This is a genomic window from Ochrobactrum sp. BTU2, assembly GCF_024539785.1.
Taxonomy (GTDB): Bacteria; Pseudomonadota; Alphaproteobacteria; order Rhizobiales; family Rhizobiaceae; genus Brucella; species Brucella anthropi.
Genome location: NZ_JAHWRG010000003.1, coordinates 495489 through 521679, shown reverse-complemented (window position 1 = coordinate 521679; position 26191 = coordinate 495489). Strand labels below are relative to the sequence as shown.

Sequence of the window (26191 nt, the reverse complement as noted above, 5' to 3'; positions counted from 1 at the left end):
GGGCCAACTGTCTCATCAAGTCATTACACCGCGATCTTGCCGCCGCCCTGCTTGGTGATTGCCACCACGGCAGGCCGAACCGGCATATCGTCCTTGAAATCCGGCCAGCGGGTGGACAGGTCCTCGTAATAGGACGGACGGCCATGACCGTCCCAATCCTCGCCGCCGTCGCCCGGATGCTGCACGGCGACGAAAGCCGTCTCATCATCGGGTGCAAACAGCGGACCGCACATTTCTGCACCCACCGGCACGCGGTAGAACAGTTTCGAGGTCGCGCGCGCATCGCCTTCCGTATCGACCGCCCAAAGTCCGTCCGTGCGACCGGTACCCTTGTTGCTGTTGCCATCGGTTGCGACCCAAAGCCGACCGGCACTGTCGACGGCGGCGTTGTCCGGCATACCGAACCAGCCATTGCGCGTCGTATCGGTGGAAAAGCTGGCACCGACTTCTGCCACAGAAGGATCGCCGCATTTCAACAGCACCTCCCACTTGCCCGTCGTGGCGGCAAAATCCTGACCATCTTCCTCGATCTCGATGATATGGCCAAAGGCATTCTTGGCGCGCGGATTGGCGGCATCCACCTGATCGTCCTTGCGCTTGGTATTGTTGGTGAGCATGACATAAACACGGCCATTGACCGGGTTCGGCTGCACGTCCTCGGGGCGATCCATTTTGGTCGCTCCGAGAAGATCACCGGCACGCCGGGTTTCGATCAGCACATCGGCCTGACTTTTGAAGCCGTTCTGCTCGGTCAGCGGACCCTGACCGAATACCAGCGGCATCCACTCAACCTTGCCATCTTCATGGAATTTGGCCACGTGAAGCGTGCCTTCATCCAGCAGATCCATATTGGCAGCGCGATCATCCGGGTTGAACTTGCCCGCCGTCACGAACTTGTAGACATAGTCGAAGCGTTCGTCGTCGCCCAGATAGAAGACCACGCGCCCGTCCTTGTTGACGATGGATTCGGCGCCCTCATGCTTGAAACGGCCAAGCGCGGTCCGCTTCTTCGGCACGGAGTTCGGATCGGACACATCGACCTCGACGATCCAGCCGAAACGGTTCGGTTCGTTCGGTTCCTTGGAAACATCGAAACGGTCGTAGAAACGTCCCCATTCGTATGAACCTTCGGGAATGCCCATGCGCTTGTAATTGGCCGTCTCCGCGTGACCTTCCGGCAGTTCGCCGATGAAATAGCCATGGATGTTTTCCTCGGCCATGATGTAGGTGCCCCAGGGTGTGACGCCGCCTGCACAATTGTTGACCGTGCCGAAAACCTTGGTGCCGGAAGGATCGGCATTGGTCTTGACGCGATCATGACCGGCGGCGGGACCGCTCAGCGCCATCTCGGTATTGGAGGTGATGCGGCGATTGTTTGCACCGTCGAGCACCGGTTGCCACTTGCCGTCCTGCTTGCGGATTTCGACAATCGTGCCGCCATGGGCGGCCATTTCGATATCCACCTGTTCCTTCGAGAGCGGAGCCTGCTCCACCTTGCCGTCGACTATCTTGACGAGGCCGGGGAACATCAGGTGCGGATTGGTATATTCGTGATTGACCACGAGGAAGCCATGTTCCGGCGATCCCTCGATGGCGATATAGCCGACATAATCATTGTTGTAGCCGAACTGGCGCGCCTGCGCCTCGGCAGACTGTTTGGTCGGATCGAACTCCGGCGCATCGGCGAAAAGCCTGTCACCCCAGCGCAAAAGCACATCGGCATCATAGCCTTCCGCGACATGGTGATGGGCATCCACACCGGCCTCGACCTCCTTGAAGGAAAAGGCCGAACCGGATGCAGCGCGCGCATCACCGGCGCTCATCAGGGCGAGCGGGCTGACCGTTGCCGCAATGGCCGAGACAGCGAGCGATCCACGCAGAAAGCCACGGCGGGAAAAGCGCCGGCTGATGATTTCGCCCATGGTTGGATTATCGGACGGATTGCGCGGATCGGCATCTGCTTCTTCCAACTGGCTGGTCTTGAACAGACTTTGCTGGGAAAGATTCTCTGACATTGCTGGCTCCCTATCGAATTGTGGAGTTGCAAATTAGAAGCACTAGATGACAGCCGGACGACATCGGGCTGTCCAAATTGGATTCCCACATGCATCGCAGGCCTGCATGGTTGCGTCTCTGTTGTCCGCCCAGGTTTTGTATGAGTGAAGATGCGCTCGCTGATGCGATAATTATTCAAACTGATAGACCAGCAGCCCAACTCTGCCTACTCTGTCAGTATAATTTCATTCCAGATTTGAGATATATTCACTCTTCAACAAGTATATAGGTGAAGAATGGCTATTGAAATCTCGTTGAAACCCGGATTCTTGGTCATGAATGGCGATGATCACGAGTATGTTTTGGTGACACTAACCAATAACGGACAAGGTTTTTCCGGAGAGGTAAATATATATTCCGATAATTCGACAGAGCTTTTAACTGCGCAGTTCGGTATTGACGAAAGCACTATAGTTACAAAGCCGGATGGCACATATGAAGCTGGCTTCTCATCAGATTATGTTGGGCGATCAAAACCGCCACATAGCGGCCCTCTGCCCACGATGAATGGTACAATTTACTTTCAGTACGCTGACGATCATGGCGTCAATACCGCCTGCAATGTCTCTATCGGAGCACTGGACGAATAATATTATGGGCTAATTGCCAAATATCCTCTTAAACCCGGATGCGTCGTCACATCCATCTCATCGTTTGAAACGGAATAGCTGACCCAGTCAAAAAATGTTCTAACCAGCTGTAGAATAATTTTGCCGGTAAATGCGCTTTCCGATAAAACCATCCCGGTTTATCGATTGAGGGGTTGGTTATGACCGACGCGACGGCTGCACGACGCAATATTGTTATCCTGACAATTGCACAGGCACTGGGCGCTTCCAGCCCGCCTATCGTGATTTCGCTTGGCGGTCTGGTAGGCCAGAAACTGTCTTCCGATCCGGCACTCGTCACGCTGCCCGTCAGTCTGTTCAATCTCGGCCTTGCGCTTGGCACACTGCCTGCCGCTTTCTTCATGCGCCAGTTCGGACGCCGCAATGCCTATATGCTGGGCGCGCTTGTCGGCGCCTCGGCAGGTGTGATCGCAGCCGCAGGTATTTTTGCCGCCTCCTTCCTCATCTTCTGTCTCGGAACGCTGACTGCCGGTTTCTACGCCTCTTATGTCCAGAGCTATCGCTTTGCCGCGACCGATGCGGCAACGGGCGACATGAAGGCGCGCGCCATATCATGGGTCATGGTGGGTGGGCTCGTTGCGGCAATCGTCGGGCCACAGCTCGTCATCTGGACACGCGATACCATTCCGGATGCGATGTTTGCTGGCAGTTTCCTCAGCCAGGCTGTTCTTGGGCTTCTCGCCCTCCCCGTCCTTTTCATGCTGCGCGCACCGAAGGTCCGGAAAGATCCGAACGCTATCCATGATACAGGCCGCCCGCTGGGCGAAATTCTCCGTTCACCGCGCTTCATCCTTTCCGTGGCTGCTGGCGTCTGTTCCTATGCGCTGATGACTTTCGTGATGACGGCAGCGCCCATCGCCATGGTCGGCCATGGCCATTCCGTCGATCATGCGGCCCTTGGCATCCAGTGGCATGTGCTTGCCATGTTCGCGCCAAGCTTCTTCACCGGAAAGCTCATCACCCGTTTCGGCAAGGAAAAGATCACCGCGCTCGGTCTGGTTTTGATCGCGTTCTCCGCCATTATTGCATTGGGCGGCTTTGATGTCGGTCATTTCTGGGGTGCGCTGATCTTCCTCGGTATCGGCTGGAATTTCGGCTTTATTGGCGCGACTGCCATGGTGACCGACTGCCACACGCCGGCTGAACGCGGCAAGGCGCAGGGCGCCAATGATTTCATCATGTTTGGTACAGTGGCCTGCGCTTCGTTCTTTGCAGGGTCGCTGCTGCATTCGTCAGGCTGGGAAACCATCAACTGGCTGGTCTTCCCGATCGTCGCTCTTGTTCTGGTTCCGCTTATCCTGCGCCTGAAGCCGAAAGGGGCAGCAGCCGAAGCCTGACCGATTAAAAACCCTGCTCTTTCATCCAGAGCCTGCCGCCTTCGGACACCGCGTCATAAACCGCACCACCGAGGGCGGCGCCGATATCCGTATGCAAGCCCGCATATGATGCTGCCTCTCCCGCCTGCCCGTGTGGAGCGGAAACGGCGATGCAATCCGTTCCAGTCCCTGTTGCAGCTCTACCGCCGACAATTAGGCCGAGTTCGATAATGGCAGTGGTGCGGGCCTCGGCAGCAATCGACATTGCCTCTATATGGGCTGCGACCGACAATGGTTTGTCGATGTGGACCAGAAGATTGATCGTTCCAACGGGCATCTTCATCTGTGTGAGTTCCCCCACCCTTCCCGCATTCGACAGGCCGACAGTGGCAAGACAGGCGGCATGCGTTTCGCCGGAGCGTCGCGTCGCAACATGGTGCTTCTGTACGCTACGCGATGTCATCATCTGCACCGCTCCGCCGTAACCGGCTTCGGCCAGTTTCTCCTGCAGCATAAGCACCGGGTCCACTTCCAACGTCAGATCGTCATTGCGTACTTCCAGCCAGGCGACGGAGCACGCCGAAACGAACCCCGGACGTGTCAGAGACCAGCTCAGGATGTTTTGCCTGTCTGGGAATTCAGCCGCGAGGATCGGGCCGGAACAATGGATTGAAAAAGGCAGCATGACCAACCTATCGCAGATCGGTGCGAAGTTCGCGACCAGCGCCTGCCAGCCATCCACAGGAGCGCAATGTCGCGATACCAACGGCGCGGCGATAAAGCACGCCTTCGTGACTTGGCCCTGGTTTCGCAAGACGGTATTGATCTCGGGATATTGTTTCGCGCGTCACGGAAACGGACAAGCGGTTTGCTCTGGATTGCGTCATGATCAACGATCTCACCGATGAGATATTCTGGATATTCACCATCGGGTGCTGCATCCTCTTCATCATGCGCCTTCTTTCGCCTCCCCCGCGTCATAAGGTTGATCAAAAACAAGACCTAAACACTTTGCGCCCTCGCCGCCGTTCACGCCGTCGCCGCTTTCAGGCATTGGACTAAGACCAGACCTAGCAGCCACATAAAGCTTCAAAGCGCAATTCGTCGCGAGCTGTATAGTCTTAACCGCAATTGCCGTGTCTGTTTTCCGGCCTACACTGGATAGCTTGATCTCCTTGAACTTCATGAACGATACGAAACCTAATTAGCCGTTTGGTTTTGTCACGCTGACTGGGCTTTATGGTTAACGACTTTGTCCATTCAGGGCAGCCATAAGCATTGGTCTGATCGAGAACGAACCGTTGGCAGCCTTTTCCGTCAGAATTCGCAAATAGCCGCCAGCGGACTGGATTTGCTCATAGCGCTGCAGGATATAAGCGATCACGATCGATGCATTGTGAGTTCCCAGCGTTTTCTTTGCGAGATCATAGAGCATTCCATCGATCCCGAGGAAAGAGCGTACTTTCTCTGCTGTATTGGCCAAATCCTGCCAATGTCGGATGGATGAAATCGCATAGGCCGTGATCTCGGGACAGGAACGGAGCACCATGTCGAGCGAAACCGTGGGTTCAAACGGAGCGCTGGTGATTTCATTGATGCGCTGATCGATAAATTCAGGCGTTGCCTTTTCAAAATGGGAATCTGGATTCGATTCAATTTGCTGCCGCTCATTTTGAGATTCATTGGCGCGCAAATTTTGAACATTTTCATGAATTTTCAACGCGTTATCGATTTCTGTACGAATGTACTGCATGGATTCGACCAGAGCCGCCAGTTCTTCATAGTCTGCACGACGCGGAATGCTGTCGACAATCAGGCGGAAACGATGATGGATGTCTTCCCAGTCTCCGGCCAGTTCTTCCAGTGCGGCGAATTCGATAAGCTTGGTAATGTCACGGCGCAGCAATGTCAGGCGTTCGCGCATTTCACGCAACGCCGTCTTTTCTGCCCTCACCTGCTCTGCTGCCGCTTCCAGTTCACAAGCACGTGCCAGCAGCGGTGTCAGTGAAAAGCCGAATGCAATCTGCACGTCTCCACTTTTGGCACGGCGTGCATAGCGCTTACCATTCGGGCTGTCCTGACGATGGATGAAACCGCTATCGACCAGCGCTGCCAGATGACGGCGCAAGGTTGCATCGGCCATGCCATGGGCTCGCAATGCCAGTTGCTTGTTGGACGGGAACACGATCAGGCTGTTCTGCGCATTCAGTTCCGTTTCCGGATAGAATGACAACAGGGCTGAAAGAACCGCCAGAGAACGATCATTCAGGCCGAACTGCGTCTTTGCTTCGCACAGCCAGCGATGTAGTTGCCACTTATCGGCAACCGTTCCCGGTGCGATTTGCTGTGTGTTCTGTTGACTTGCCAACAAGGCAAGCGTCATCCTTCGACTGCCAAACGGCGTCGAGGCCAATTGAATCTCCATTTTCTTTCACCTTCCACAAGGCAAAAGAAATCCACCCGCCGAAATGACGCTAATTACACTTGACAGTGATTCGTGGATTTGCGATTCTCTAGCTGCTAAACCAATGAGAAGGGCTTCCACACGGCGACGTTTGGGGGCCTTTTTCTTTTGCTGTCTCGTTCCTCTTCCTGAACAGTTTCGACGCAAACACACTTACTATTGAACGCTAGAGCATTTCCTGTTTGTTTGAACGCACTGGAAATGCTCTATTTCTTTGTTCTACGCATGTCTTCACCCCGAAACCGGTTCCCACTTTCGGGAGACATGCTCTACACAGTCGAACCGTGGCAACCGCCGCCGTTCGTTACGCTTACTTACTTCTCCTCGCTCTGGAACGACGCATAAAGTTCATCCAGATTACGAGAAAGCCAATCGGCAAAACGAGGCCCGTTGGCTGCACTGAGCGCCAATGTAGCCGATTTGCCATTCTGTTTGATAACTGCGCTGACCGTCTTGTCAGAAGCTGTCCAGCTGGTGCCAGGACGCAGAGCCGCCTTGGTAACAGGCTTCTTCTGCTTGCCGCCTTTCAGATAGCCGTAAAGCTGCTCAAAACGATCAACGGACGTCGCGTTTGAAAATGCTGATGTCACCAGAAGCTCTTCTGCAGCATCTTTTCTGCCCGGGATCTCGATCAGTTTCCGCAGTTCCAACCAGCGGTCACGACCAATGCCCTTGGCCGGACCGATAGCCAGAAGAATATGTTCCGGAATAGCCTTCGGAATGGTCAGCATCTTCGACAAGGTCTGGTAATCGACTGTCAATGCTGCCTGTATGGCTTCACGCTCAAAACCAAGCGCTTCCAGACGCGCCGCAAAGAAAACACGCTCAATGAAGCTCAAATTGGCGCGCGCCGAGTTTTCCTGGCCCTGGCTCAGAATATGTTCCAGATCGGCGAGGGGCTTGATGACGGCTTTGACCTTGATGCCAAGCTCTCTGGCAACCCGCGCGCGCCGATGGCCGAAAACGATCATATAGCGATCGCTGGTCTTGGGATGCGGACGAACGAGAATAGGACTGTCCTGACCACGTTCGCGAATGGCTTCCAGAAGTTCCCGATATTCTTCGTCATCCGTTTCAGGCAGACGGTCCGCCACGAAGGAGACATCAAGATTGGCGGGATCAAGCTCGATAATGGCTTCGCCATCAAGCTTCTGGGCTGCCTGCTTTGCCAGCTCGTCAATCGAAGCGGACAGAGACTTGGCGGCACCGAACCGGCGCGATACGTTTTCGACCGACTGTGAGGCTTGTTCGGCCGCCGGTTCGTCTCGCATAACGCTTTCGAAGATGTTCTTTCTTGCCATTCTCATGTCCTCAAACCGGTCAGAGACCTGATTTTATTCAATATTCGCCGCTTTAGACGGCAGTCTAACGCCCCCATGCCTCGTGAATGAGGCCGCGAATTTCAGCGTTAACCGCTTCCATGGCTTCCATGGCGCGATCATAGGTGCCGCGATTCATCGATGAACGCTCGACCTCGTAAAGCGTCTGCTTGGTCAGACCAGCATCCGAAATCGCGGTTGATTTCAACATCTGGTGCTTCAGCATGTGCGAGGCGAGCATGCTCTGCATAAAACCGACCATCTGCGCCTGCGGAACGTCGGTCGGCTCGTAACGGGTAATCAGATAGCGGAACCAGTCGAGTTGCACCGCACCACCTGCCTGACGAACGGTCTTCAGAATGTCGCCGAGCATCAGGAGGAATTGCGACATGGACATCAGGTCGAGCATCTGCGGGTGAACGGTAATCAGGACGGATGTTGCGGCAGATAGCGCCGTCAGCGTCAGATAGCCGAGCTGGGGAGGGCAGTCGATGACTACCACATCATAGTCACCATCCACATCGGCGAGAGCCTGCGCGATGCGGTTCCAGAAAGTCTTACCCTCGCCGCCATTCTGCATGGCAAGCGGCGTATCATATTCATATTCCTGCAGCTCCAGCATGGCTGGAATAATATCGAGGCCGGGGAAATTCGTCCGGCGAATGACCTCACGGATAGACTTCCTTTCGGAATCGTAACGAATGGCTTCATAGAGCGACGGAAACTCATCGAGCTCCGGCTGAATGCCATGCAGAGCCGATAGCGAAGCCTGCGGGTCGAGATCGATTGCAAGTACGCGATGACCGGTCAGGGCCATGTGTTGCGCCAGATGTGCAGCCGTTGTCGTCTTGCCCGAGCCGCCCTTGAAATTGACGACGCCGATGACCTGAAGCTTCTCATTGCCGCGACGATGCGGAACGTAGCGCTTCACCTCAGCGCGACCATTCTGGTCAAGCCACTGGCGCAGCTCCTGAATCTGTTCGACACTATAGGCGCGACGGCCACCTGTCAGAATGGTCGGCTCGACACCTTTACCTTCCAGATGTAGTTTCTTGAGATTGCTGGGGGAGACACCAAGGAAGTACGCAGCCTCGGCCATCGAAAACTGGCGCAGCATATTCTTGCGCGCATCTGGCGGAAAGTTTTCGTGACGCAGCAGATTGAGCTTGCGAGAAATCTCGCGCCCTTGCGATAGTATCATGTCGTCAAACGACAAAGCTGCTGCTGGATTTGCGATATTCATTTACTTGGGATCCCTAGTGACGGCACTGGAACTAATACCGCCTAAATACCGTCATTATGTCCGATTCTTATTCTATCGCAAGAGGCGACCGAATTAACAAAGAGTTAGCGCCGAGAGTAAAACTAAACAAAATTTTATCGATTCGGCTGAAGTTGGTCTATCTATTTGTTTTTGTATGATAATATTGATTTTAGACGGCAGTCTATGATTCAGAGGCCTCCTTCATCTGAAGATTTCAATTGAGAAGAGTCTGTTTCCACATGGGAATGAGGCAGCTTTCCCGTTGTTGGAGGCACCGGGCTGATTCTCTGAAGGTGCAGCTTATCAAGCATCATTCCGACGCCGAAATGATAAATTGGCACTGCTTGAACCCGTCGGTGCGGGGTGGTTCAGCTCGGATCCTAGCTCGAGAAAAGACAGGTTATACTGAGCGGAAATATGAGGCGTTACCAACGCGTTTGTTGTTGGGAGCGAGGCATGCCTTCTGCGCTTTTCCCGTGCTGAGGTTTGTCTTGAATAGTCTTTGACCAGGCCGATAACCGCCGCTGGAAGCTGCAAGGAGTACGACATACTCAATTTATGACGGGATGATTTCGCTAACGGCTTTATTCCGGCCCGCTTCACATGACCTCCTGCAGATGCGACGGAGCGAATACGAAACGCGCAATTGCGGAACGATAGAAGGTGCGCCGGTGGCTCCGGCGATCTAACGACGGAAGCTCGAAGAGGGGAGGGGCAGTGAATTTTTTTCTGAAAGTTAGAGACCGGATTCGTTACGGCTCGGTTCCAATTTTGATGTCGAGCTCGTTTTTCGGCTTCCGATCACTGGTTTCAATGACCACGGCCTTTCTCCCACGATGGTGCAAACCAGCGCCTCCCATCTTTCAGTCTGTGGGGGCTTTTCATCTCTGGGGGATAGATTTCTTAACCAAATCGGGTTAGCATCGGAATCGTTAAAGAGATTGCTCCTGCGCTGTTAGATCGATGCATCGTGACGCGCCACATACCCTTCCCAGAACAGCGAAAACCATTGTCAGCCAGACGAAATCTAAGGCGGATTTAGCTTTAGTATTTTCCATAACCGCTAATTTTTTCAATATATTACCTATGCGACTCGACATCATAGAAAGTGGCCGACAGGATTGATTGGTTATGCGTGTTCGGTAAGACGATGCTCGCAGGAGTGCTATGCAAGAGAAGAAGCGGGCGACGGCTTCATTGCATATGGCCATTGCTATCTCTGGCTGCGAAGAGATGCGTTATGCCAGGCTCATGCTTTCAAGCTGCATAGGCTGTCCGTTCGTCAGCCCTGCTCTCTTTGCCTGGGCCGACAAGTGTTGAGCGTAGGAAAAATTGTAGGGAGCGCTTGTCAGCAATGGCGCGCCGAACTTCGCCACGTCCTTCGGTACCAATCCAAATCGCGCCTTGAATGCCTTCGTAAATTGTGTACCGTCATTAAAACCGCATTGATAGGCTATTCTTTTCAGCGAGGCCGACGGTCCTGTCTGCCTCACCAGCGTTTGGTATGCACTGTCGAGCCGTTTATCGCGAATGACCTTCGCGACGCCTCCATCGGGTTCAAAAGCGCGATAGAGGTGTGAGCGCGAAACGCGAAAGTTTCGCATGATGGATTGGGGGCTGAGCGAGGGGTTGTTCAGGTTTTCATTGATGTGAGCGAGGATGCATTTACGCATCGTGAGGTTCACGGCTGCATTTTCGATGGCGTCGCCTTTGATGCTGGCATTCAGCAGAGAAAGCATCGCTTCTTGCGCTGAATAGACCTCTGACGCACTCAATTTGCTGGCTACGTCGTGCAGTCCTCGTAAATAAGCAAACAGCAGACGCGTCATTGGTTCATGGGCACGCAGAACGACGCCGTGCAGATTTCGCCACCCAACCACCTTTTCCAGCTCGTCGCGCGCAAGCATCACGGTGATGCGGCTTCCTTCATATGCCGTGCTTTGAACTGTCTGTGTGAAATCTATGATGACGATATCGCCAGGCTTGGCCCAGACGTCGACGCCGTTGAAATCGCCGCGTAAATCCCCAGCGGTTATGAGCTGGAGAATATATTGGTCGAGACCTCCATGTGCGATGATCTTAGGCGTGCGTAGATAGTTTTGGGTGTTGAAACGGGTCGAGCCAATTTGAAGGGAAGAGCTGATCGCACTGCCCCTTGCGAAGCCAAAAAGCTGATAATTTCGTATTTCTCCATCCAATGTGATTTCATACATTGGCTTCAGAACTTCACGCCAAAAATCGTTACGTAATTGATCTTCGATCATATCTGTCGAAAAAGAGATCTGATTCATTATGGCTTGCCGACATGCCCAATCCGAGAAACAGTGGCTATCATAGCCCTGTTTATAGGGAGTTTGGAAGATCGATTATTGGTTCAGCTGCAAACGGATTGCTCGGGATCGCGTCGTCGTCATTTTGGCGTTTCAGGAGCTGCAATTTTTGATGTAATGAGGCTGCCAATTTGATCAGTTCTTCGTTCTTTCCTGAAGACATAGTCAGCACCGGAGCGGACATGCCGGTGCCAAACGTGTTCTTAGGCAGGTGGTCAGCTGCTTTCGCATAAGCCGAGACACGTTCGGTGAAGCAAAAAAATGGGGCCGCTGAGATGCAAACTGATATTGGTACAGCTAATTTTCAGTATATAATAATCTAGAAAATTATTGCTCTATTCAAGATAGATGTACTTGTTCAATATAAGTCAAATAAAAAGAGGAGAAATTAATAAATATAGAACGAGTATATAATCTTTTATATATATAATTTTTATTTATAAATCATTTTAAGCTAATTGATGATCATCAATCGATGATAGTATAATTGCAGAATTATTTAATGCCATTGTAATGATGGAATTTTTAAAAGGGAGATTGCAATGAATAAATTTGCATTGATGCCATTGGTTATTGCTTCCATCCTTTGGGGAGCTGGCGGAGCTTTCGCGGTAGAAATGAGCAATATGAGCGTTCAAGTTGTGAACACATCAACCCAGAATAGCTCTTTTGCGCAGATTGCCGATGGTAGCAATCAACAAGAGTGCCGGCAAAAGGCGCGAACCATTTGCTATCCGTTGAGAGAGGTGCCCCACGAATATAATAACTGCATCAAGCGTGAAGTGGCAAAATGCATGGGCACGCCCTTCAAGTTCTGATCGGATACTTGCTTCAGGATGAATGAATGCCTGGCACCGGAACTCCGGTGTCAGGTTTTGCCGAATCGTACCCAATTTATGAGGCGGCAGATGACGCAGTTGAGCTCCCACCGCCTCGATTGCTTCTGTAATGCCTGCAATCCTGTGAGCAGGCAGACTATCTAAACAAGCAGAAATCTTATCGACCCGCGTTTCGCATCGATCGGATCATGCTTTAATTCTTCGAAACGGTGGTTAGCGGAACGACGATCTCTTTCCAGAATTTGTCTTCATCGATGTAGTTCTGAATGGCAGCTTTCTGAGTGCCGACCGGTCCCGGTTTTGCCTCCGCATTACCTCCTATATCATTGTTGGTGAAAGCAAGGCTTCGGCCATAGTCGAGACCCATCTCGGTGTTCACGTCGACATAGACACCGGTGGCAGGTACAGCTGCGCCATCTTTGGGGCGAGGGGCGTTGTTCCAGGCAAGGACAATCGACGGGTCGATGACATAGGCGGCCGCAAACAGGTCCCAGACGTTATCGGGTCCGAATGTGGTTCCGCCTTGCGCCTTGATCTGTTCTTCGCGTGCAAGCCAGAGTTTCTGAATGCCGGGAGGGCTATTGTCGACCATTTTCCGATAGAGGTCCTCCGGCATTCCTCCCGTAAGTTCATTGGCTTCCAGACCGGAGATCACCTGATTGCCATATGCCTTGAAGGATTCGGAATTCGGATCGCCCCATTTCGACCTGACACTGATCTTGGCGGCTTCAGGGTCTGCCCACCAGTTGAACTCTGCCGATGCCGACGAATTCCCCGGAACGTAGAAGGCGCCGCCCATATAGACGATTTCAGCGACCTTCGATGGAAAGCTCGGATCCTTCAGGATGGCGCGTGCAATATTGGTGAGTGGACCAATTGCCACCAGCTTGACCTGGCCGGGATACTTGTTGACGGTGTCGACGAGAAAATCCACAGCGTCTCTGTTGCCATCCGGGTCCGGATTATCCAGGCCATACACCCGTTTATAGGATGGGGCCTCGCCATATTTATGCTTGTAGACGTCGGACCATTTTGCCGTCGGATCGGCATCAATCTCATTGCCCGCATCCGGCCGCAGATAACCGCCCCAACCGGTGATCGGGCTGATTTGCAGTTCGGCTGCCAGCACCTCCGGGGTGGCTTTGTTTCCTCGCCAGTTGCGAATGCCGTAACGGCTGCCTTCGTAGATTGGCACCTCAGAGCCGAGCGCCTCCAGTTGTCGCGCGCCCGCGGCGACACCGGCTGGCATGGGCGTGTTTCCTGAAACGACGGTTACGCCCAGCAGGTCGATGTTGGGAGCGCGCTCCAGCAGAAGCATGGCGGTGCCATCATCGAATAGCTCGACCATATCCGCGTCTAAAATGACTTTCGTGCGCGTTTCTTGAGAAAATGCAACGCCAGATACTGCCAGCGAACAAGTCAAAGTCCAGGCAAAGATAGACGGCCTGATATCCATTCTGTCCTCCCTTTGTGTTGATCGGTTCTCACAGATCGAAACAGGATGAATAAAATATTACACAGTTTTTTTGTCAACATGAGGCGGTGATGTATAGCGAAACATTATAGAACAAATCAGCAGTCTAAATTATGGAGTTACAGTTAGAGTTTGGTCTGTGTCTATTAGAGTGCCGACGCGCCTACATATTCTGTAGCAATTATTTTTTCAGTGAAGGTTGCTACGGAGTTTCGGTTTTTTTGAAGTCGAGCGTCCCGGGCGTTTGTTGCATACTGGCGTCAGTTCCGGCGAGGCGAAAAATACTCTAACGAAATAGTCCAATGATTTCCGTCGTTTATGAAGTGGCTGGATATTGATGGATGCTATCCCGAGAGAACAAGAGGCTGTTTGGGATAATTTCCGCGCCAGCAAATTCAATGACTTACGTTTAGAAAATGCGAACGGGTTAAATTGAGACAGTTAAACGTACCATTTAGCCCTCTGCCGGAACCGACCCAATCAGCAAATGGAAAGCGTCTTTGGCTGCCGGGCGCTCGATCGTATGCTGAGCTGTGTACGTACCAATTCCGTTCGCACCCATGCACTAACGTCTTATTACTCCTTTTCGCAGGCATATTTTCCATTACCTGAGCAATATATGCACAGCGAGGTTCCGCAGGCTGCTATGCAATCTTGCCAAGTCTTATATTGACAGACTCGTGGCTTAGCAGCTTCCAGCTGCGCTGACGTTGCCCCATGGACGATTGTCTCTGCTGGATCAGTCGATGGTAATGTGGACGTGCTTTGTAATGCTGTGTTTGAACCCGCATAAGCAATTGTGGCATTCATTAACGCCAATCCAGCAACAACGAATAGTGAGTACGGTTTCATGATGGTCACCTTACTGTTTCTGAAGAGCCTCCCGTTCTCATATTATGCGCCCGCTGTCTTGCGAACACACACCCAAGTCTGCGGTAGTGTGTCGTATGATGAAAAGATATATCTGGCCAACGTGGGGCAAAGCCGAGTATCTCTTTGTGTTGGCCAAACTGGGCAGGGCTAAGGCCGACGGTTCTTGATCCGCTTGCATTTTCTAAACGTAAGTCATTGAATTTGCTGACGTGAAAATTATCTCAAACAGCCTCTTGTTCTCTCGGGATGGCATCTATCAATATCCAATCAATCATAGATGTCGAAAATCATTGGACTATTCCGTTAAAGTTTTTTCCGCCCCAGCCGAAACCGACCCAATAATCCGATCTGCTTCAATCAAATTGAATCGCACCCCGATTGTTTGACGGGCACAAGACATTCTCCGACATAAAAACGTTTTTATTTTTCTTGAAAACGTTTTTATATGTTGTTACCGTTTTGGTATGACGATTGTGGGAGCTTGAAATGTCGAGGTCGATTGACCGAATAAAAACGCGTGTGCGACCGACGATCAAAACGCTCGCGGAGCATACGGGCTATTCGATTGCGACGATTTCGAAGGCATTGCACGGTTCGCCGGTCGTGACGGAAGAGACGCGCAAGATTATTCTCTCCGCTGCAGACGAGCTTGGCTATCAGGCCAATGCCCGTGGCATGGCGTTGCGTACCGGCAAGACCTATCAAGCCGCCGTATTGATGCCGATGAATTCGGTGGCGGGGTATGAATGGGACGGTGTCGAATATACGCAGATTCTCAGCGGTCTCAGCCAGATTCTCGACGATAGCGATTATCAGCTTTCCGTCTATGGCTATCGCAGTTTTGACGATGCCTGTGCCATCACGCGCCGCATCGTCGATCAAAGCCTCGCCGATGGTCTGATCTTTTCAGGCGTTCTGGCCGACGATGCGCGCATCGACATGCTGGTCGAGGCTGACTTTCCTTTCGTGTCCCTGGGGAGATGCCGCAAATCGCTCGTTTATGCCCATGTCGACGTGGACAATGAATGGGCCGCACATGCCGCAACTGCACGACTGATCGCTGGCGGGCACCGGCGCATCGGTCTGGTGAATGCGGATGCGCGTTTTTCCTATGCTCTCGACAGGATCGATGGTTTTACGCGTGCCTTCACGGAGGCAGGTGCTGCGCCATGTGCCGATCTGGTTATCGGCGGCGACTTGTCCACACGCTTCGGACGCGATTCTGCGCTGGCTCTCCGGGAAGAGCGTGATCCACCGACGGCGCTGGTCTGTGTCAATGAATCGACAACGCTCGGTGTGTTGTCCGCATTGCGGTCGCTGGGGCTGGAAGTCGGGCAGGACATCGACGTCATCGCCTATGACGACATCAATGTCAGCGCCTATTTCACTCCGCCGGTCACGACCCTCTATCAGCCGATCGAAGTGTTGGGGCAACGGCTGGGGGAATTTCTGTTGCGGCGTATGGGAGGGGAAGACCCTGCGCAATTGAGGGAGGTTTTTCGTCCGGAGCTCGTCGCGCGTCAGCCCGACGATCTGGGCGGGAAGCTTAATTCCTAGAGCGGTTTGGCCTTCTCACGGGGTGGCGGGAACCGCTCCGGCGAAAAGCTTTCAATGCTGTTTCAGAGGTGCAACCGCTTCGTGCATTCGTCGAAAGTGTTCTAATGGGAGGAGTACACATGAAAAAGACAATCCTGACTTTGGCGCTCGCGCTGATGTCCTCTGTCGCCGCACATGCGGCCGATCTTGAGGGAAAAATGCTCAAGGTCGGTTCCGACACGACCTCGCCGCCGATGGAAAGCGTCGATCCGGCTACGGGGCAGATCGTCGGCTTCGATGTCGACGTGGTGAATGCAATCTGCGCCAAGATCAATTGCAAGGCGGAATTCGTGACCACGGGCTGGGATGGCATTTTCGCGGCTCTGGAGCAGGGCAATTTCGATCTCGTTGCATCGGGAGTCTCGATTACCGATGAACGCAAGAAGGCGATGGATTTCTCCGAGCCTTACATCGTCAACAGCCAGGCCGTTTTGATGCGTGCCGAAGATGATGGCCTGACACTTGATGACTTCAAGTCGAAAGGCAAAAAGCTGTCGGCGCAGGCGAATACGACCGACGCTCAGGTAGCCGAAGGTATTGTCGGCAAGGATAATGTTGTTGCCTATGACAGTTTCAGCGCCTCCGTCATCGCGCTCAAGAACAAGGACGTCGACGGCGTGGTGATCAACGGGGCCAATGCACCCGCCTATGAAAAGGAATTCGCAGGCGAGCTCGTCGTTCCAATTCGCGACCTGCAATCCGATCCGCTGGGGCTGGTCTTCCGCAAGGGCGATGAAACTGCTGCCGCCTTCAATGAAGGGATCAAGGCCATCAAGGAAGACGGCACGCTCGATGCACTCATCAGCAAATATTGGGGCGCAAAATAGTCCGGAACATTTCTGGCGGTGAACCTGCGAAAGTAAAGCACGTGCTGCCGAGATGATGCGCAAAACCAAGAAGGTGAGCCTATCCCGAAGAACGCATGGCGGTTTTCGGGATAGGCAAAACAGATAGAGCAGTTCCAACGACTCCAACTCCGTTGGCCTTGGCCCACACGCAACGCCTCTGGAACATCGCATCCAGAGGGTCGGGAGACGGTTCAAATGTATTTTTTGATGCGCTTGCGTCCGAGCAACATGATCGTGCTCGCCGCACTGCCATTTGTCGTCTATCTCTTCGCCAGTTCAAACGACTACCAGCGTTCGCTTCTGGCTATCCTGGGCGTCGAGCCGGGATCATCAGCTTTCGTGCCGGGTTTTGTGCTGCTTTGCGCAGCCTTTGCCTCCGGTCTTGCCACGATGTTGTTCATGCGCAGGAACAATACGCGCTGGGGGATTCCTTGCGCGGCGCTCAATCTCCTGTCGGCTGCCGCGCTCGTGGCAACACCTGTTGTGTATCCCTATCTGCACTCGGTTGTGGCCAATGGGGTCGATCCGTTCACGTCCGATCTCGTGGTGAAAGGCGTCACACCGCGGCGCCTTACCGAGGCCGCGGCACTAGCGACGGATCGGTACGGGTTCATCATCCTGTTGAGCTATCTCGGTGCGACCGTTCTGGGTCTGCTCCTGAGCCTGACGGGGCGATCCGGGAACGGATTGTCGGGATCGCGCAAGGCGGGTTTCATCCTGCTGGCAACGATCAACGGGCTTGGATTATTTCTTGTCCTCTTTGCAGCGCATGTGGCATTTGCCGCCGGGGTTGCAACGACCATTCGGGCGGCCATTTCGGCCTATATCATTGCGGCGCTTCTGGCCCTGCTTTGGGTTGGCCTGCAAAAGCTTCAATATAGCAGCCGGGGAGACTTTATCTTCATCGGCCTGACGTTGCTGATGGCCTGCATGGCTGCCTGGTTTCTGTTTCAGCCGCGCCAGGCCTATACGCTCGCCGGCACCCTCGACGGCAAGATCGGCGTGGTAACCGGCACGCCATCGAGCATGATCGGTACGGTGCGATACGGCCAGTTTCCCGATGGTCCCGAAAACGAAGTGCCATTGCGCACATTTCGCGGTCCGCCTGAAGCGCTCGCCGCCCTTGGCAAGAAGGCGGATGTCAGCGCGGTTCTGCTTCCGGCGGCTTCAGTCCCGGCGAACGTGCCTGTCCTGTGGCAGACGGAAGCGTTGAACGACCGCGACAAGTCGGCGGGCATTGCCTTCGTCGTTCTGGCCATTGCGCTCGGATTGCTGACGGCTTGCGGTCATATCCATCGCCGTCATCCTCTCTCCATCGGCTCAGAATTCATCGTGGATACGATCCGGGGCATTCCCATGCTCGTCATCGTACTCTATGTCGGCCTGCCCTTGAGTGGCGCACTGAAGGACGCCACGCAGGGCGTGATCGATCCGCCGAATATGGCTCGCGGTGTGGCGGCGATGGCGCTGGCCTACTCGGCCTATCTGGCGGAAATTTTCCGCTCCGGCATCAACGCCATTCCGCGGGGACAAATCGAGGCGGCGCGCAGCCTTGGTCTCAACGGCTGGCAGACCGCCCGTCTGGTGATCCTGCCGCAGGCTTTCCGTATCATTATTCCGCCGCTCGGCAACGAGCTGATCGCTATTCTCAAGGACACGTCGCTTCTGTCGATCCTATCCATTCGGGATATCACGCAGCGTATGCGCGAGTTCCAGTCAGCAAGCTTCCTGCCGTTCGCGCCGTATAATTCGGCTGCGATCTTCTACATCCTCCTCACGCTGGCTGCGGCCAGTCTCGTCAGCACAATCGAGAGAAAATATGATGCCAACAAACATCGTTAAAGCCCGCCAAGACCTGCAGCAGCGCGCCTCCGGACTGGTCTTTCCGAAGGACTTTGCTTTTGGTGCCGCGACCTCGGCCTATCAGATCGAAGGCGCCCCTTATGAAGACGGCAAGAGCGAGAGCATCTGGGACCGGTTCAGCAAAAAGCCGGGCGCAATCATCGACCAGTCCAGCGGTGACGTTGCTTGCGATCACTACCATCGCTGGCGCGAGGACATTGCGGTGCTGAAAGCGATGGACCTTAAAGCCTATCGCTTCTCCCTCGCCTGGACCCGGATTTTGCCGGGGGGGTACGGTGCGGTCAATTCCAAGGGAATAGGCTTTTACGACCGCCTCATAGACGATCTGCTGGAGGCGGGCATCGAACCCTATGCGACGCTCTATCATTGGGATCTGCCGCAGGTCTTGCAGGACAAGGGCGGCTGGTATGTTCGGGAGACTGCGGATGCGCTGGCCGAATATGCCTCGGTTGCCGTTCGCAGTTTCGGTGATCGCGTCAAGAAGTGGACGACGCTCAATGAACCATGGACCTTCTGCTGGTCAGGCCATGCCAGCGCCGAAGATGCGCCGGGCTTGGCTGATGGCGTGAAGGGTGGGGTCACGTCAAGCCATCATGCACTGCTTGGCCACGGCAAGGCTGTTCAGGCCATTCGTGCAGAACGCGCTGATGTCTCCGTGGGCATTGTGTTCGATCTCAACGTGGCGGAACCGGCCAGCGACGATCCGCGTGACGTTGCGGCAGCGAAACGTTTCGATGGTGCACAGAACCGCTGGTTCCTAGATGCCGTTTTCAAGGGCGCCTATCCGCAGGACATGTTGGAGCTTTACGGCGATCTCCTGCCGCCCATCCATCCGGAAGACAACAAGACGATTGCGGAGCCGCTCGATTATCTGGGCGTTAACATCTATCGCCGGTCTGTGATCGCGGCAGGTGACGAACTGCCACCGCTCAACTATCGTCGCGTACAGCCGGAAGGCACCTATTCCGCAGTTGGTTATGAAGTCTGGCCGCGCTGCATCTATGACATTCTTCATTATGTAAATGACGGTTATGCGCCAAAGGAAATCTATATTTCCGAAAGCGGCGTGGCAACGCGGCCGGAAGATGTGGGGCCGGATGGGCATGTCTGGGACGATCTGCGAGCGAAATATTATGTCGATCATCTGGAGCAGGTGGCCAAAGCCATTGATGAGGGCGTGCCGGTGAGGGGTTACTTCGCCTGGACGCTGACAGACAATTTTGAGTGGGCCTTTGGTTACACGACACCGTTCGGCATTACCCATATCGATTTCAAAACCCAGGAGCGTCGCGTCAAATATTCTGGCGAGGTTTATGCCCTCATTGCAAGGCAGGACGGAAATATTGAAACGAGGAGCGCGGCGATTGGCTGACAACGGGCACAGGACCGTCCTCATTACCGGAGCCACACGCGGCCTTGGCCGCGAACTGGCATGGCAATATGCCAAGGATGGCTGGCGTGTGATCGCCTGCGGTCGCCGGCCGCCTGAAACGCCATGCGCCCCCGGTATCGAGTTTCAGATGCTCGATACGGCTGACCCGGTTTCGGTGGCAGCGCTTGGTGATCGTCTGGCCATGCGTTCTCTGGACCTTGTCATCAACAATGCGGCTGTTCGCAGTCGCATTGCTGGCCTTGCGCCGCTCGATCCGGATGATTTCATGGCAGTCGTCAGGACAAATATGCTCGGCCCTGTTCTGGTAGCGCGCGCATTGCGGAACTGCCTGGCGCGTGGCACGGAGCCGATGATTGCCAATATCAGCAGCCGGGCCGGCTCGATCTCAGAGGGTCTGCTGGACGATGACGATGACGATTATGCCTATCGGTGCTCCAAAGCCGGATTGAACATGGCGACCGCCCAACTGGCCTTGGATCTTCGGGCTGAAGGCATAAAGGTGATTGCACTTCACCCCGGCTGGGTAAAGACGGATATGGGCGGTGAAGGAGCAGTCGTGAATGCGGAGAACAGCGCGTGTGGATTGAGAACGGTAATCGCCGGTGCTCCCAAAACCGGGGCCTTCCTGTCCTATAATGGCGACGAAATCAGTTGGTAAGCTGAAAGATCAGGACACTACGCCCGGCCATCATCTTCGACAAGAAGTGGGCGACGGCCACTACAATTCTCCGAGTTTGGTTTTCAGTTGCTCCTTAAAAGGAGTTTGAGCCGGGCATTTTCGGCTGCCAACGCTTTCGGTTCTTCAATTTTGTAACGAGACGTTTGCCGGTAGTCGCATCGTCGGGCGACCTTCCTGCTCGCGCTGGAATGGATTGAATAGATGCTGTTTGTCTAAGACAGGCGGCACGACGGCCTCAGCGACGATAACCGATCACAGCTGCTTGAGCGGAACGCAAGGAACGTGTTGGTAGAACTTGCCTCCAGTGAGACGATACGGATTCAATCACAAGATTCATGATTATATCGATTCACAGTTCAGTGTATTTATTCAATATAATAAATATAATTATTAGTAATCTAAGTTTTACAATAGAATTGTTTTTTTATTGGAATGGTGGATTATATTCATATACATTGATCAAAAATCAATTATTTTCTATGGAAATATTATGAGCAAATTATATACTTTATTCTTAAATAGCGCATCATATTTGGCTCTGACCATTTCCGTTGTGTCTCCACTAACGGTTGCGCCTCTCATTGGCGGCATCAGTATCGCTCACGCTGACGATCTGCCGGGGAGTGCCGGAGGAACGGGAGATACCTTGGATTCGTCGAGTCTGCCGGATTCATATTCGGCCGCAGGCGGCAAGGGGAATGGCTATGGCGGCGGCGGTGGTGGCCTTGATGCAATTAACAGGTTCGGTGGAGCAGCTTCTGTTGACGGGGTAGGTGGGGACGGTGCTACCTCTATTATGAGTGGTGTGATTACCGCCGGAGGTAAGGGCGGCGACGTTGGGGCGACAACCGTAGGTTCGGATCCGGTCAATCTCCAAGGCGGAAAAGGCGGTGACGGTGTAAAGAATAGAGGATCCGGCGGCGGCGGCGGCGGAGCAGGGTTGTTTCTCAAAAACAATGATTCCTATTCACTGTTGAGTGGTTCAACCGTAACCGGCGGTGCCGGCGGGCTTGGCGGCGTGGGTGCTTATCAGAAAGCTGCAGGCGGCGGCGGTGGTGGTGGTGCCGGCGTTGTCTTGCGCGGGGCAGCACTTAGAATATCCACTGGAGCTACAGTATCCGGCGGTGCCGGTGGCGCGGGTGGTTCCTCGCCGGCAGCCTACAAGGCTGGCGGCGGCGGTGGCGGCGACGGCGTGGTTGTGCAATCCAGTTCTCTTATAAACGGAGGTTCCATAACTGGTGGCGCTGGAGGGAACGCCTCGAATGATTCCTCTGACGTTAACCCTGGAGCTCACGGGGGAGCGGGCGGTAGCGGCGTATATGTAGCAGGCGGAAACTTCATCAATCGGGGACAAGTCACCGGTGGCCACGGTGGGTTGGGTTATCAGCATGGTGTAAAGGGTGCTTCCGGTTCTGGTGTTCGCATCGATTCTGATGCGCATGTCGTCAACGAAGGTGTTATTTCTGCAGGTGGGGCCGATGCCAACGCGATCGATATTCTCGGCAGCAATAACACATTTGAGATTCATGATGGCTCGTCCATCACAGGAAACGTTGTGGTGGCAGGTGGCACACAGGGAAATACCTTTGTGCTTGGCGGTTCAGATGACGGCAGTTTCGACGTATCTTTGATTGGTACGCAGTATCAAGGATTTCAATCCAATCGCAAAGACGGTTCCGGTACCTGGACACTGACCGGAACAGGCAATTTTACTCAAGGTTTTACCATTGCCGATGGTGTGCTTTCCGTTTCTTCGGATGCGAGCCTTGGTGCGGCTGCTGCCGGTCTGACGCTTGACGGCGGCACGCTGCAGGTGACGGGTACGAGCTTCACCTCCACCACCCGGTCGCTGAATTTGGGTGAGCATGGCGGCGGGCTTGATATCGCGGATGCTGGTAACACCTTCACTGTTTCACAGGCATTGTCGGGCAATGGGTATCTTCGCAAGCAAGGCGATGGCACTTTGGTATTGTCCGGCAATAACAGCTTTACCGGTGGCCTGACTATTGAGAAAGGGACAGTTCAAGCTGGAACTGCCGATCATGCTTTCGGTTCAGGTCTGTTGACCGTCAATGAAGGTGCGAAGGTCGATCTCGCGAATTTCAATACGACGGCAGGTGGTCTTGCCGGTGCGGGCGATGTCGCCATGGGCAGCGGCAATCTCAACCTTGACCAGAGTTTCGATACGCTGTTCTCCGGTGTGGTCGATGGCTCCGGCGCTTTGACCAAGACTGGTTCCGGCACACTTACATTGGCTGGCGTCAATAGTTACACAGGCCAGACGGTGGTTTCCGGCGGCACTTTGAAACAGGGCGCACAAGGCGCTTTCAACGCATCATCTTCGGGCTATGAAGTTGCCAGCAACGGCACACTTGATCTTGGTGGCTACTCCACTTCGCTTGCCAGCCTTGGCAACACCGGGAACGTCAATTTCGGCGGCACAGGCGGAACCGTGCTCAACGTTGCGGGCAATTACACGGGCAATGGCGGCATGATGACCGTCAATACGGTTCTGGGTGGCGATGATTCCAAAACCGACATGCTGAAGGTCGATGGTGATACATCGGGGTCGACAAAGCTATATGTGAACAATGCAGGTGGTTCCGGCGCACAGACTGTCAACGGCATCAAGGTTGTCGATGTGTCAGGCTCATCGAATGGCTCGTTCTCGCTGGCAAACAGCTACAAGACCAAGGATGGCCAGCAGGCAGTTGTCGGCGGCGCCTATGCCTACACATTGCAGCAGGGCAGCAAGAGGACGCCGACTGACGGTGACTGGTATCTCGTCAGCCATGTCGATGGACCCAATTCCGGCTCCAACCCGAGACCCCGTTACAGCGCTGGTGTTCCTGTTTACGAGGGCTATGTTCAAAACATGCTGGCTCTCAACAAATTGCCCACCCTCCAGCAGCGTGTCGGCAGTCGTTACTGGACTGGTGAGAACGGCAATGGTTCAGACAACGGCGCAACGGTGAATGAGTATGGTGTCTGGGCACGCGTCGAAGGCGGGCATAATCGTCTTGAGCCAGACACGTCAACGTCGCAGATGAAGCAGGACATCAATACTGTCATCATGCAGGCCGGTGTCGATGGCCAGTTCTATGAGGGCGAGAATGGCAAGCTGATTGGCGGCATCACCGGACAATACGGCCATGCCCGCGGCGATGTCTCTTCCTTCCATGGCGATGGTGATATCAGCACGGATGCATGGAGCCTTGGAGCGACCGCGACCTGGTACGGCAATAACGGCTTCTATGTTGACGGTCAGGGTCAGGTGACGTGGTTCGACAACGACCTCAACTCCTGGACCGCCAATACCGGCCTTGCCGATGGACGCAAGGCGACAGGCTATGCACTGAGCATCGAAGCCGGGCAGCGTATCCCGATGCAGGGCAGCTGGGCACTCACGCCACAAGCACAGCTGATGTGGTCATCCATTGATGCAGATGAATTCAGTGATACATGGGGCAGTCGCGTCAGTTTGCATGATGGTGACAGTCTTTTGGGACGCCTGGGCCTCGCAGCGGATTATCGCTCGGACTGGAAAGGCAATGACGGACTGATGGTCAATACCAGCGTCTATGGCATTGCCAATGTCTATCAGGCATTCCTTGGCGGGACGACGGTCAACGTGTCCGGCATCGACTTCGAAACCGACAATGACCGGACCTGGGCTGGGATCGGCGCTGGCGGCACCTATGCCTGGGCAGACAACAAATATGCTGTCTACGGCGAAGGCTCTATCAACACTTCCCTCAATCACTTCGCCAACAGCTATGCCGTCAAGGGGAGTGTTGGCTTCAAGGTGAAGTGGTAGGTGCTGGCTTCGACGATAACCTTCGCAGCATGAGACTCCCTATCTCCATCAATGATATGGGAGTCTCATTCTCGCACTCTGGAAAGATTAAAAGAAAAATGCACCGCCATCAACGCGATGGGGAGTATAATCTCGATATTGAAAGAGTTTGAGCGGGAGCAGCAACTACCTCATTCTATTCAGCCTATCGAGACAAGCTCTTGTGAAAGAACGTTCATGGTTTCAGCGCCATCGGCGGTGATGAGGAACTGTTCTTCGATCATGAGGGCTCCTAGTCCGTTTGCGTAAAACGGCGCCTCCACGGCCAGCACCATGTTCGGTTCGATGGCCATGTCGTTGCCATGCGAGATGAAAGGCCATTCCTCGATCCCGAGCGCCGAGCCGACCGAGTGCCCGAAATGCCCACGATAATATTCGCTAAAGCCATGACGACGCATGGTGGAGAGCATCGCTTCGTGAACCTGACCGAATGTGTTGCCGGGTTTCAGCAGAGCTGTTCCGGCTTGAAAGGTCTCCTGGAGCGCTTTGTAAATCTGCTCTGCAAGAGGAGCAGGCTTGCCATAGACGAAGGTGCGCGCGCCATCCGAAGAATAACCATTCACAAGCGTGCCGACATCGGCCTTGATGAGGTCGCCTTGCGCCAGTTGTGCGGCAGGGTTTTGAAGGTTCGGCCCGACCGAAATATAGGCCCAATGGCCGGACAGGCTCTGGCCGTTTGCTTTGGCAGCATTGGTCGCTCCGGTCAGCCAGGCATCGGAAAGCTCGGCGGCTGTGGAGCCCGACCGCGCTGCAGTCGCCATATTCTGCAACCCGCTTTCCGCATAACGGGCGGCATTGCGTAGATATCCAATCTCGCGGGGGCTCTTTATCAGGCGCAACCGCCTTACGATGCTGGAAGCATCGCGCCATTGGGCAAAAGGCAGAATTTCTTTCAACAACACAAAATCAGCCACAGGCATGAATTCAAGGTCGACGCCGAGGCTGGCTTGAGCGAGACCACGTTCGGCAATCATATCTGCAAGCAGTTGAAAGGCTGCTTTCTGGTCGAAGGTTTCCGGGCGGGGACCGATATTACCACTGTTGCGATAGGCAGCGTTGAGGTCTTCTATCGAGTGGGCGTTGCGAACCGCGACGGCGTCGATCCAGATTCGATGCGAGCGGAAGTCGATCTCATCAGCCGTTGCGCGTGCTGCTGTCAGCGCCTGATCGCTGACAATGGCGCCAGCACGTGTCGAGGCATCCGCTGGAACCAGCGCTATGGCCGAACCGGCGCGCCCCCACATTGTCGCCACGCCCGCAGCAATTCCGGTGGCATAGCGAAAGTTTTCCGGCTGAAAAAGCACCAGTGCATCCAGTCCTTCTGCGGTGAGCAGATCCTGTACGCGGTTCCGATCCATATAAGTCATGGCTGATCTCTTGAGGTTATGCTTTG

General features: G+C 54.2%; 19 protein-coding genes. 9 read left to right on the top strand and 10 right to left on the bottom strand.

Going from position 1 to position 26191, the window contains the following annotated elements:
• Positions 1-23 precede the first annotated feature (23 nt).
• Entirely contained in the window at positions 24-2015 is a 1992-nt protein-coding gene (locus tag KWJ32_RS11340; protein ID WP_012093712.1) for a PhoX family phosphatase, read from the bottom strand.
• Positions 2016-2291: 276 nt separating this feature from the next.
• Here KWJ32_RS11340 and KWJ32_RS11335 point away from each other — a divergent pair, with 276 nt between their 5' ends.
• On the top strand, positions 2292-2645 hold the full coding sequence (locus tag KWJ32_RS11335; RefSeq protein ID WP_029928650.1) for a hypothetical protein: 354 nt from the start codon (positions 2292-2294) through the stop codon (positions 2643-2645).
• Positions 2646-2824: 179 nt separating this feature from the next.
• Positions 2825-4021, top strand: coding sequence for an MFS transporter (locus KWJ32_RS11330; RefSeq protein WP_036583006.1), 1197 nt, complete (start codon positions 2825-2827; stop codon positions 4019-4021).
• A gap of 4 nt (positions 4022-4025) precedes the next feature.
• Here the strand turns inward: KWJ32_RS11330 and KWJ32_RS11325 are convergent, their stop codons facing one another.
• From KWJ32_RS11325 to KWJ32_RS11295, 7 genes are all read right to left on the bottom strand, one after another.
• Complete coding sequence (locus tag KWJ32_RS11325; protein ID WP_151610143.1) at positions 4026-4685, bottom strand: adenosylcobinamide amidohydrolase; 660 nt, start codon at positions 4683-4685, stop codon at positions 4026-4028.
• A gap of 7 nt (positions 4686-4692) precedes the next feature.
• Entirely contained in the window at positions 4693-4953 is a 261-nt protein-coding gene (locus KWJ32_RS11320) for a hypothetical protein (protein WP_012093715.1), read from the bottom strand.
• A complete protein-coding gene (locus KWJ32_RS11315) occupies positions 4950-5186 on the bottom strand; it encodes a hypothetical protein (protein WP_040128517.1) in 237 nt (78 codons plus the stop codon). The genes KWJ32_RS11320 and KWJ32_RS11315 overlap by 4 nt, the downstream gene beginning before the upstream one ends.
• A gap of 57 nt (positions 5187-5243) precedes the next feature.
• Positions 5244-6425 carry a plasmid replication protein RepC gene (repC, locus tag KWJ32_RS11310; RefSeq protein WP_151610144.1) on the bottom strand — a complete coding sequence of 394 codons (1182 nt, stop codon included), beginning with the start codon at positions 6423-6425 and terminating at the stop codon, positions 5244-5246.
• 353 nt (positions 6426-6778) lie between these two features.
• Positions 6779-7765, bottom strand: a complete 987-nt coding sequence (gene repB, locus KWJ32_RS11305) for a plasmid partitioning protein RepB (RefSeq protein WP_012093717.1) — start codon at positions 7763-7765, stop codon at positions 6779-6781.
• Between the two features lie 64 nt (positions 7766-7829).
• The gene (repA, locus tag KWJ32_RS11300) at positions 7830-9026 is read right to left on the bottom strand and encodes a plasmid partitioning protein RepA (RefSeq protein WP_012093718.1); all 1197 of its coding nucleotides are present in this window, start codon (positions 9024-9026) and stop codon (positions 7830-7832) included.
• Between the two features lie 1259 nt (positions 9027-10285).
• On the bottom strand, positions 10286-11338 hold the full coding sequence (locus tag KWJ32_RS11295; RefSeq protein ID WP_011982514.1) for a helix-turn-helix domain-containing protein: 1053 nt from the start codon (positions 11336-11338) through the stop codon (positions 10286-10288).
• 581 nt (positions 11339-11919) lie between these two features.
• Between KWJ32_RS11295 and KWJ32_RS11290 the strand changes: the two genes are divergently transcribed.
• The gene (locus KWJ32_RS11290; RefSeq protein ID WP_011982515.1) at positions 11920-12195 is read left to right on the top strand and encodes a hypothetical protein; all 276 of its coding nucleotides are present in this window, start codon (positions 11920-11922) and stop codon (positions 12193-12195) included.
• 214 nt (positions 12196-12409) lie between these two features.
• Here the strand turns inward: KWJ32_RS11290 and KWJ32_RS11285 are convergent, their stop codons facing one another.
• Positions 12410-13672 carry a nucleoside hydrolase gene (locus KWJ32_RS11285; RefSeq protein WP_151610145.1) on the bottom strand — a complete coding sequence of 421 codons (1263 nt, stop codon included), beginning with the start codon at positions 13670-13672 and terminating at the stop codon, positions 12410-12412.
• A 1377-nt stretch (positions 13673-15049) separates the two neighbouring features.
• Between KWJ32_RS11285 and KWJ32_RS11280 the strand changes: the two genes are divergently transcribed.
• From KWJ32_RS11280 to KWJ32_RS11250, 6 genes are all read left to right on the top strand, one after another.
• Entirely contained in the window at positions 15050-16120 is a 1071-nt protein-coding gene (locus KWJ32_RS11280) for a LacI family DNA-binding transcriptional regulator (protein ID WP_151610146.1), read from the top strand.
• Positions 16121-16239: 119 nt separating this feature from the next.
• Positions 16240-16986: a transporter substrate-binding domain-containing protein gene (locus KWJ32_RS11275; protein WP_011982518.1), complete on the top strand. Its 747-nt coding sequence runs from the start codon at positions 16240-16242 to the stop codon at positions 16984-16986.
• Between the two features lie 216 nt (positions 16987-17202).
• Positions 17203-18849 (top strand): amino acid ABC transporter permease, encoded by a 1647-nt coding sequence (locus KWJ32_RS11270; RefSeq protein ID WP_011982519.1) that lies wholly within the window; start codon positions 17203-17205, stop codon positions 18847-18849.
• Positions 18827-20242: a GH1 family beta-glucosidase gene (locus KWJ32_RS11265; RefSeq protein ID WP_231771533.1), complete on the top strand. Its 1416-nt coding sequence runs from the start codon at positions 18827-18829 to the stop codon at positions 20240-20242. The genes KWJ32_RS11270 and KWJ32_RS11265 overlap by 23 nt, the downstream gene beginning before the upstream one ends.
• Positions 20235-20921, top strand: a complete 687-nt coding sequence (locus KWJ32_RS11260; protein WP_125301106.1) for an SDR family oxidoreductase — start codon at positions 20235-20237, stop codon at positions 20919-20921. The genes KWJ32_RS11265 and KWJ32_RS11260 overlap by 8 nt, the downstream gene beginning before the upstream one ends.
• Positions 20922-21588: 667 nt before the next feature.
• On the top strand, positions 21589-24759 hold the full coding sequence (locus tag KWJ32_RS11250; protein ID WP_275982490.1) for an autotransporter outer membrane beta-barrel domain-containing protein: 3171 nt from the start codon (positions 21589-21591) through the stop codon (positions 24757-24759).
• A gap of 179 nt (positions 24760-24938) precedes the next feature.
• Here the strand turns inward: KWJ32_RS11250 and KWJ32_RS11245 are convergent, their stop codons facing one another.
• Entirely contained in the window at positions 24939-26165 is a 1227-nt protein-coding gene (locus KWJ32_RS11245) for a Xaa-Pro peptidase family protein (protein WP_151610148.1), read from the bottom strand.
• Positions 26166-26191: the final 26 nt, after the last annotated feature.

Coding starts and splice junctions, on each gene's coding strand:
- KWJ32_RS11340 (WP_012093712.1), bottom strand. CDS start 2,015: ATGTCAGAGAATCTTTCCCAGCAAAGTCTGTTCAAGACCAGCCAGTTG.
- KWJ32_RS11335 (WP_029928650.1), top strand. CDS start 2,292: ATGGCTATTGAAATCTCGTTGAAACCCGGATTCTTGGTCATGAATGGC.
- KWJ32_RS11330 (WP_036583006.1), top strand. CDS start 2,825: ATGACCGACGCGACGGCTGCACGACGCAATATTGTTATCCTGACAATT.
- KWJ32_RS11325 (WP_151610143.1), bottom strand. CDS start 4,685: ATGCTGCCTTTTTCAATCCATTGTTCCGGCCCGATCCTCGCGGCTGAA.
- KWJ32_RS11320 (WP_012093715.1), bottom strand. CDS start 4,953: ATGATGAAGAGGATGCAGCACCCGATGGTGAATATCCAGAATATCTCA.
- KWJ32_RS11315 (WP_040128517.1), bottom strand. CDS start 5,186: ATGAAGTTCAAGGAGATCAAGCTATCCAGTGTAGGCCGGAAAACAGAC.
- repC (WP_151610144.1), bottom strand. CDS start 6,425: ATGGAGATTCAATTGGCCTCGACGCCGTTTGGCAGTCGAAGGATGACG.
- repB (WP_012093717.1), bottom strand. CDS start 7,765: ATGGCAAGAAAGAACATCTTCGAAAGCGTTATGCGAGACGAACCGGCG.
- repA (WP_012093718.1), bottom strand. CDS start 9,026: ATGAATATCGCAAATCCAGCAGCAGCTTTGTCGTTTGACGACATGATA.
- KWJ32_RS11295 (WP_011982514.1), bottom strand. CDS start 11,338: ATGAATCAGATCTCTTTTTCGACAGATATGATCGAAGATCAATTACGT.
- KWJ32_RS11290 (WP_011982515.1), top strand. CDS start 11,920: ATGAATAAATTTGCATTGATGCCATTGGTTATTGCTTCCATCCTTTGG.
- KWJ32_RS11285 (WP_151610145.1), bottom strand. CDS start 13,672: ATGGATATCAGGCCGTCTATCTTTGCCTGGACTTTGACTTGTTCGCTG.
- KWJ32_RS11280 (WP_151610146.1), top strand. CDS start 15,050: ATGTCGAGGTCGATTGACCGAATAAAAACGCGTGTGCGACCGACGATC.
- KWJ32_RS11275 (WP_011982518.1), top strand. CDS start 16,240: ATGAAAAAGACAATCCTGACTTTGGCGCTCGCGCTGATGTCCTCTGTC.
- KWJ32_RS11270 (WP_011982519.1), top strand. CDS start 17,203: ATGTATTTTTTGATGCGCTTGCGTCCGAGCAACATGATCGTGCTCGCC.
- KWJ32_RS11265 (WP_231771533.1), top strand. CDS start 18,827: ATGATGCCAACAAACATCGTTAAAGCCCGCCAAGACCTGCAGCAGCGC.
- KWJ32_RS11245 (WP_151610148.1), bottom strand. CDS start 26,165: ATGACTTATATGGATCGGAACCGCGTACAGGATCTGCTCACCGCAGAA.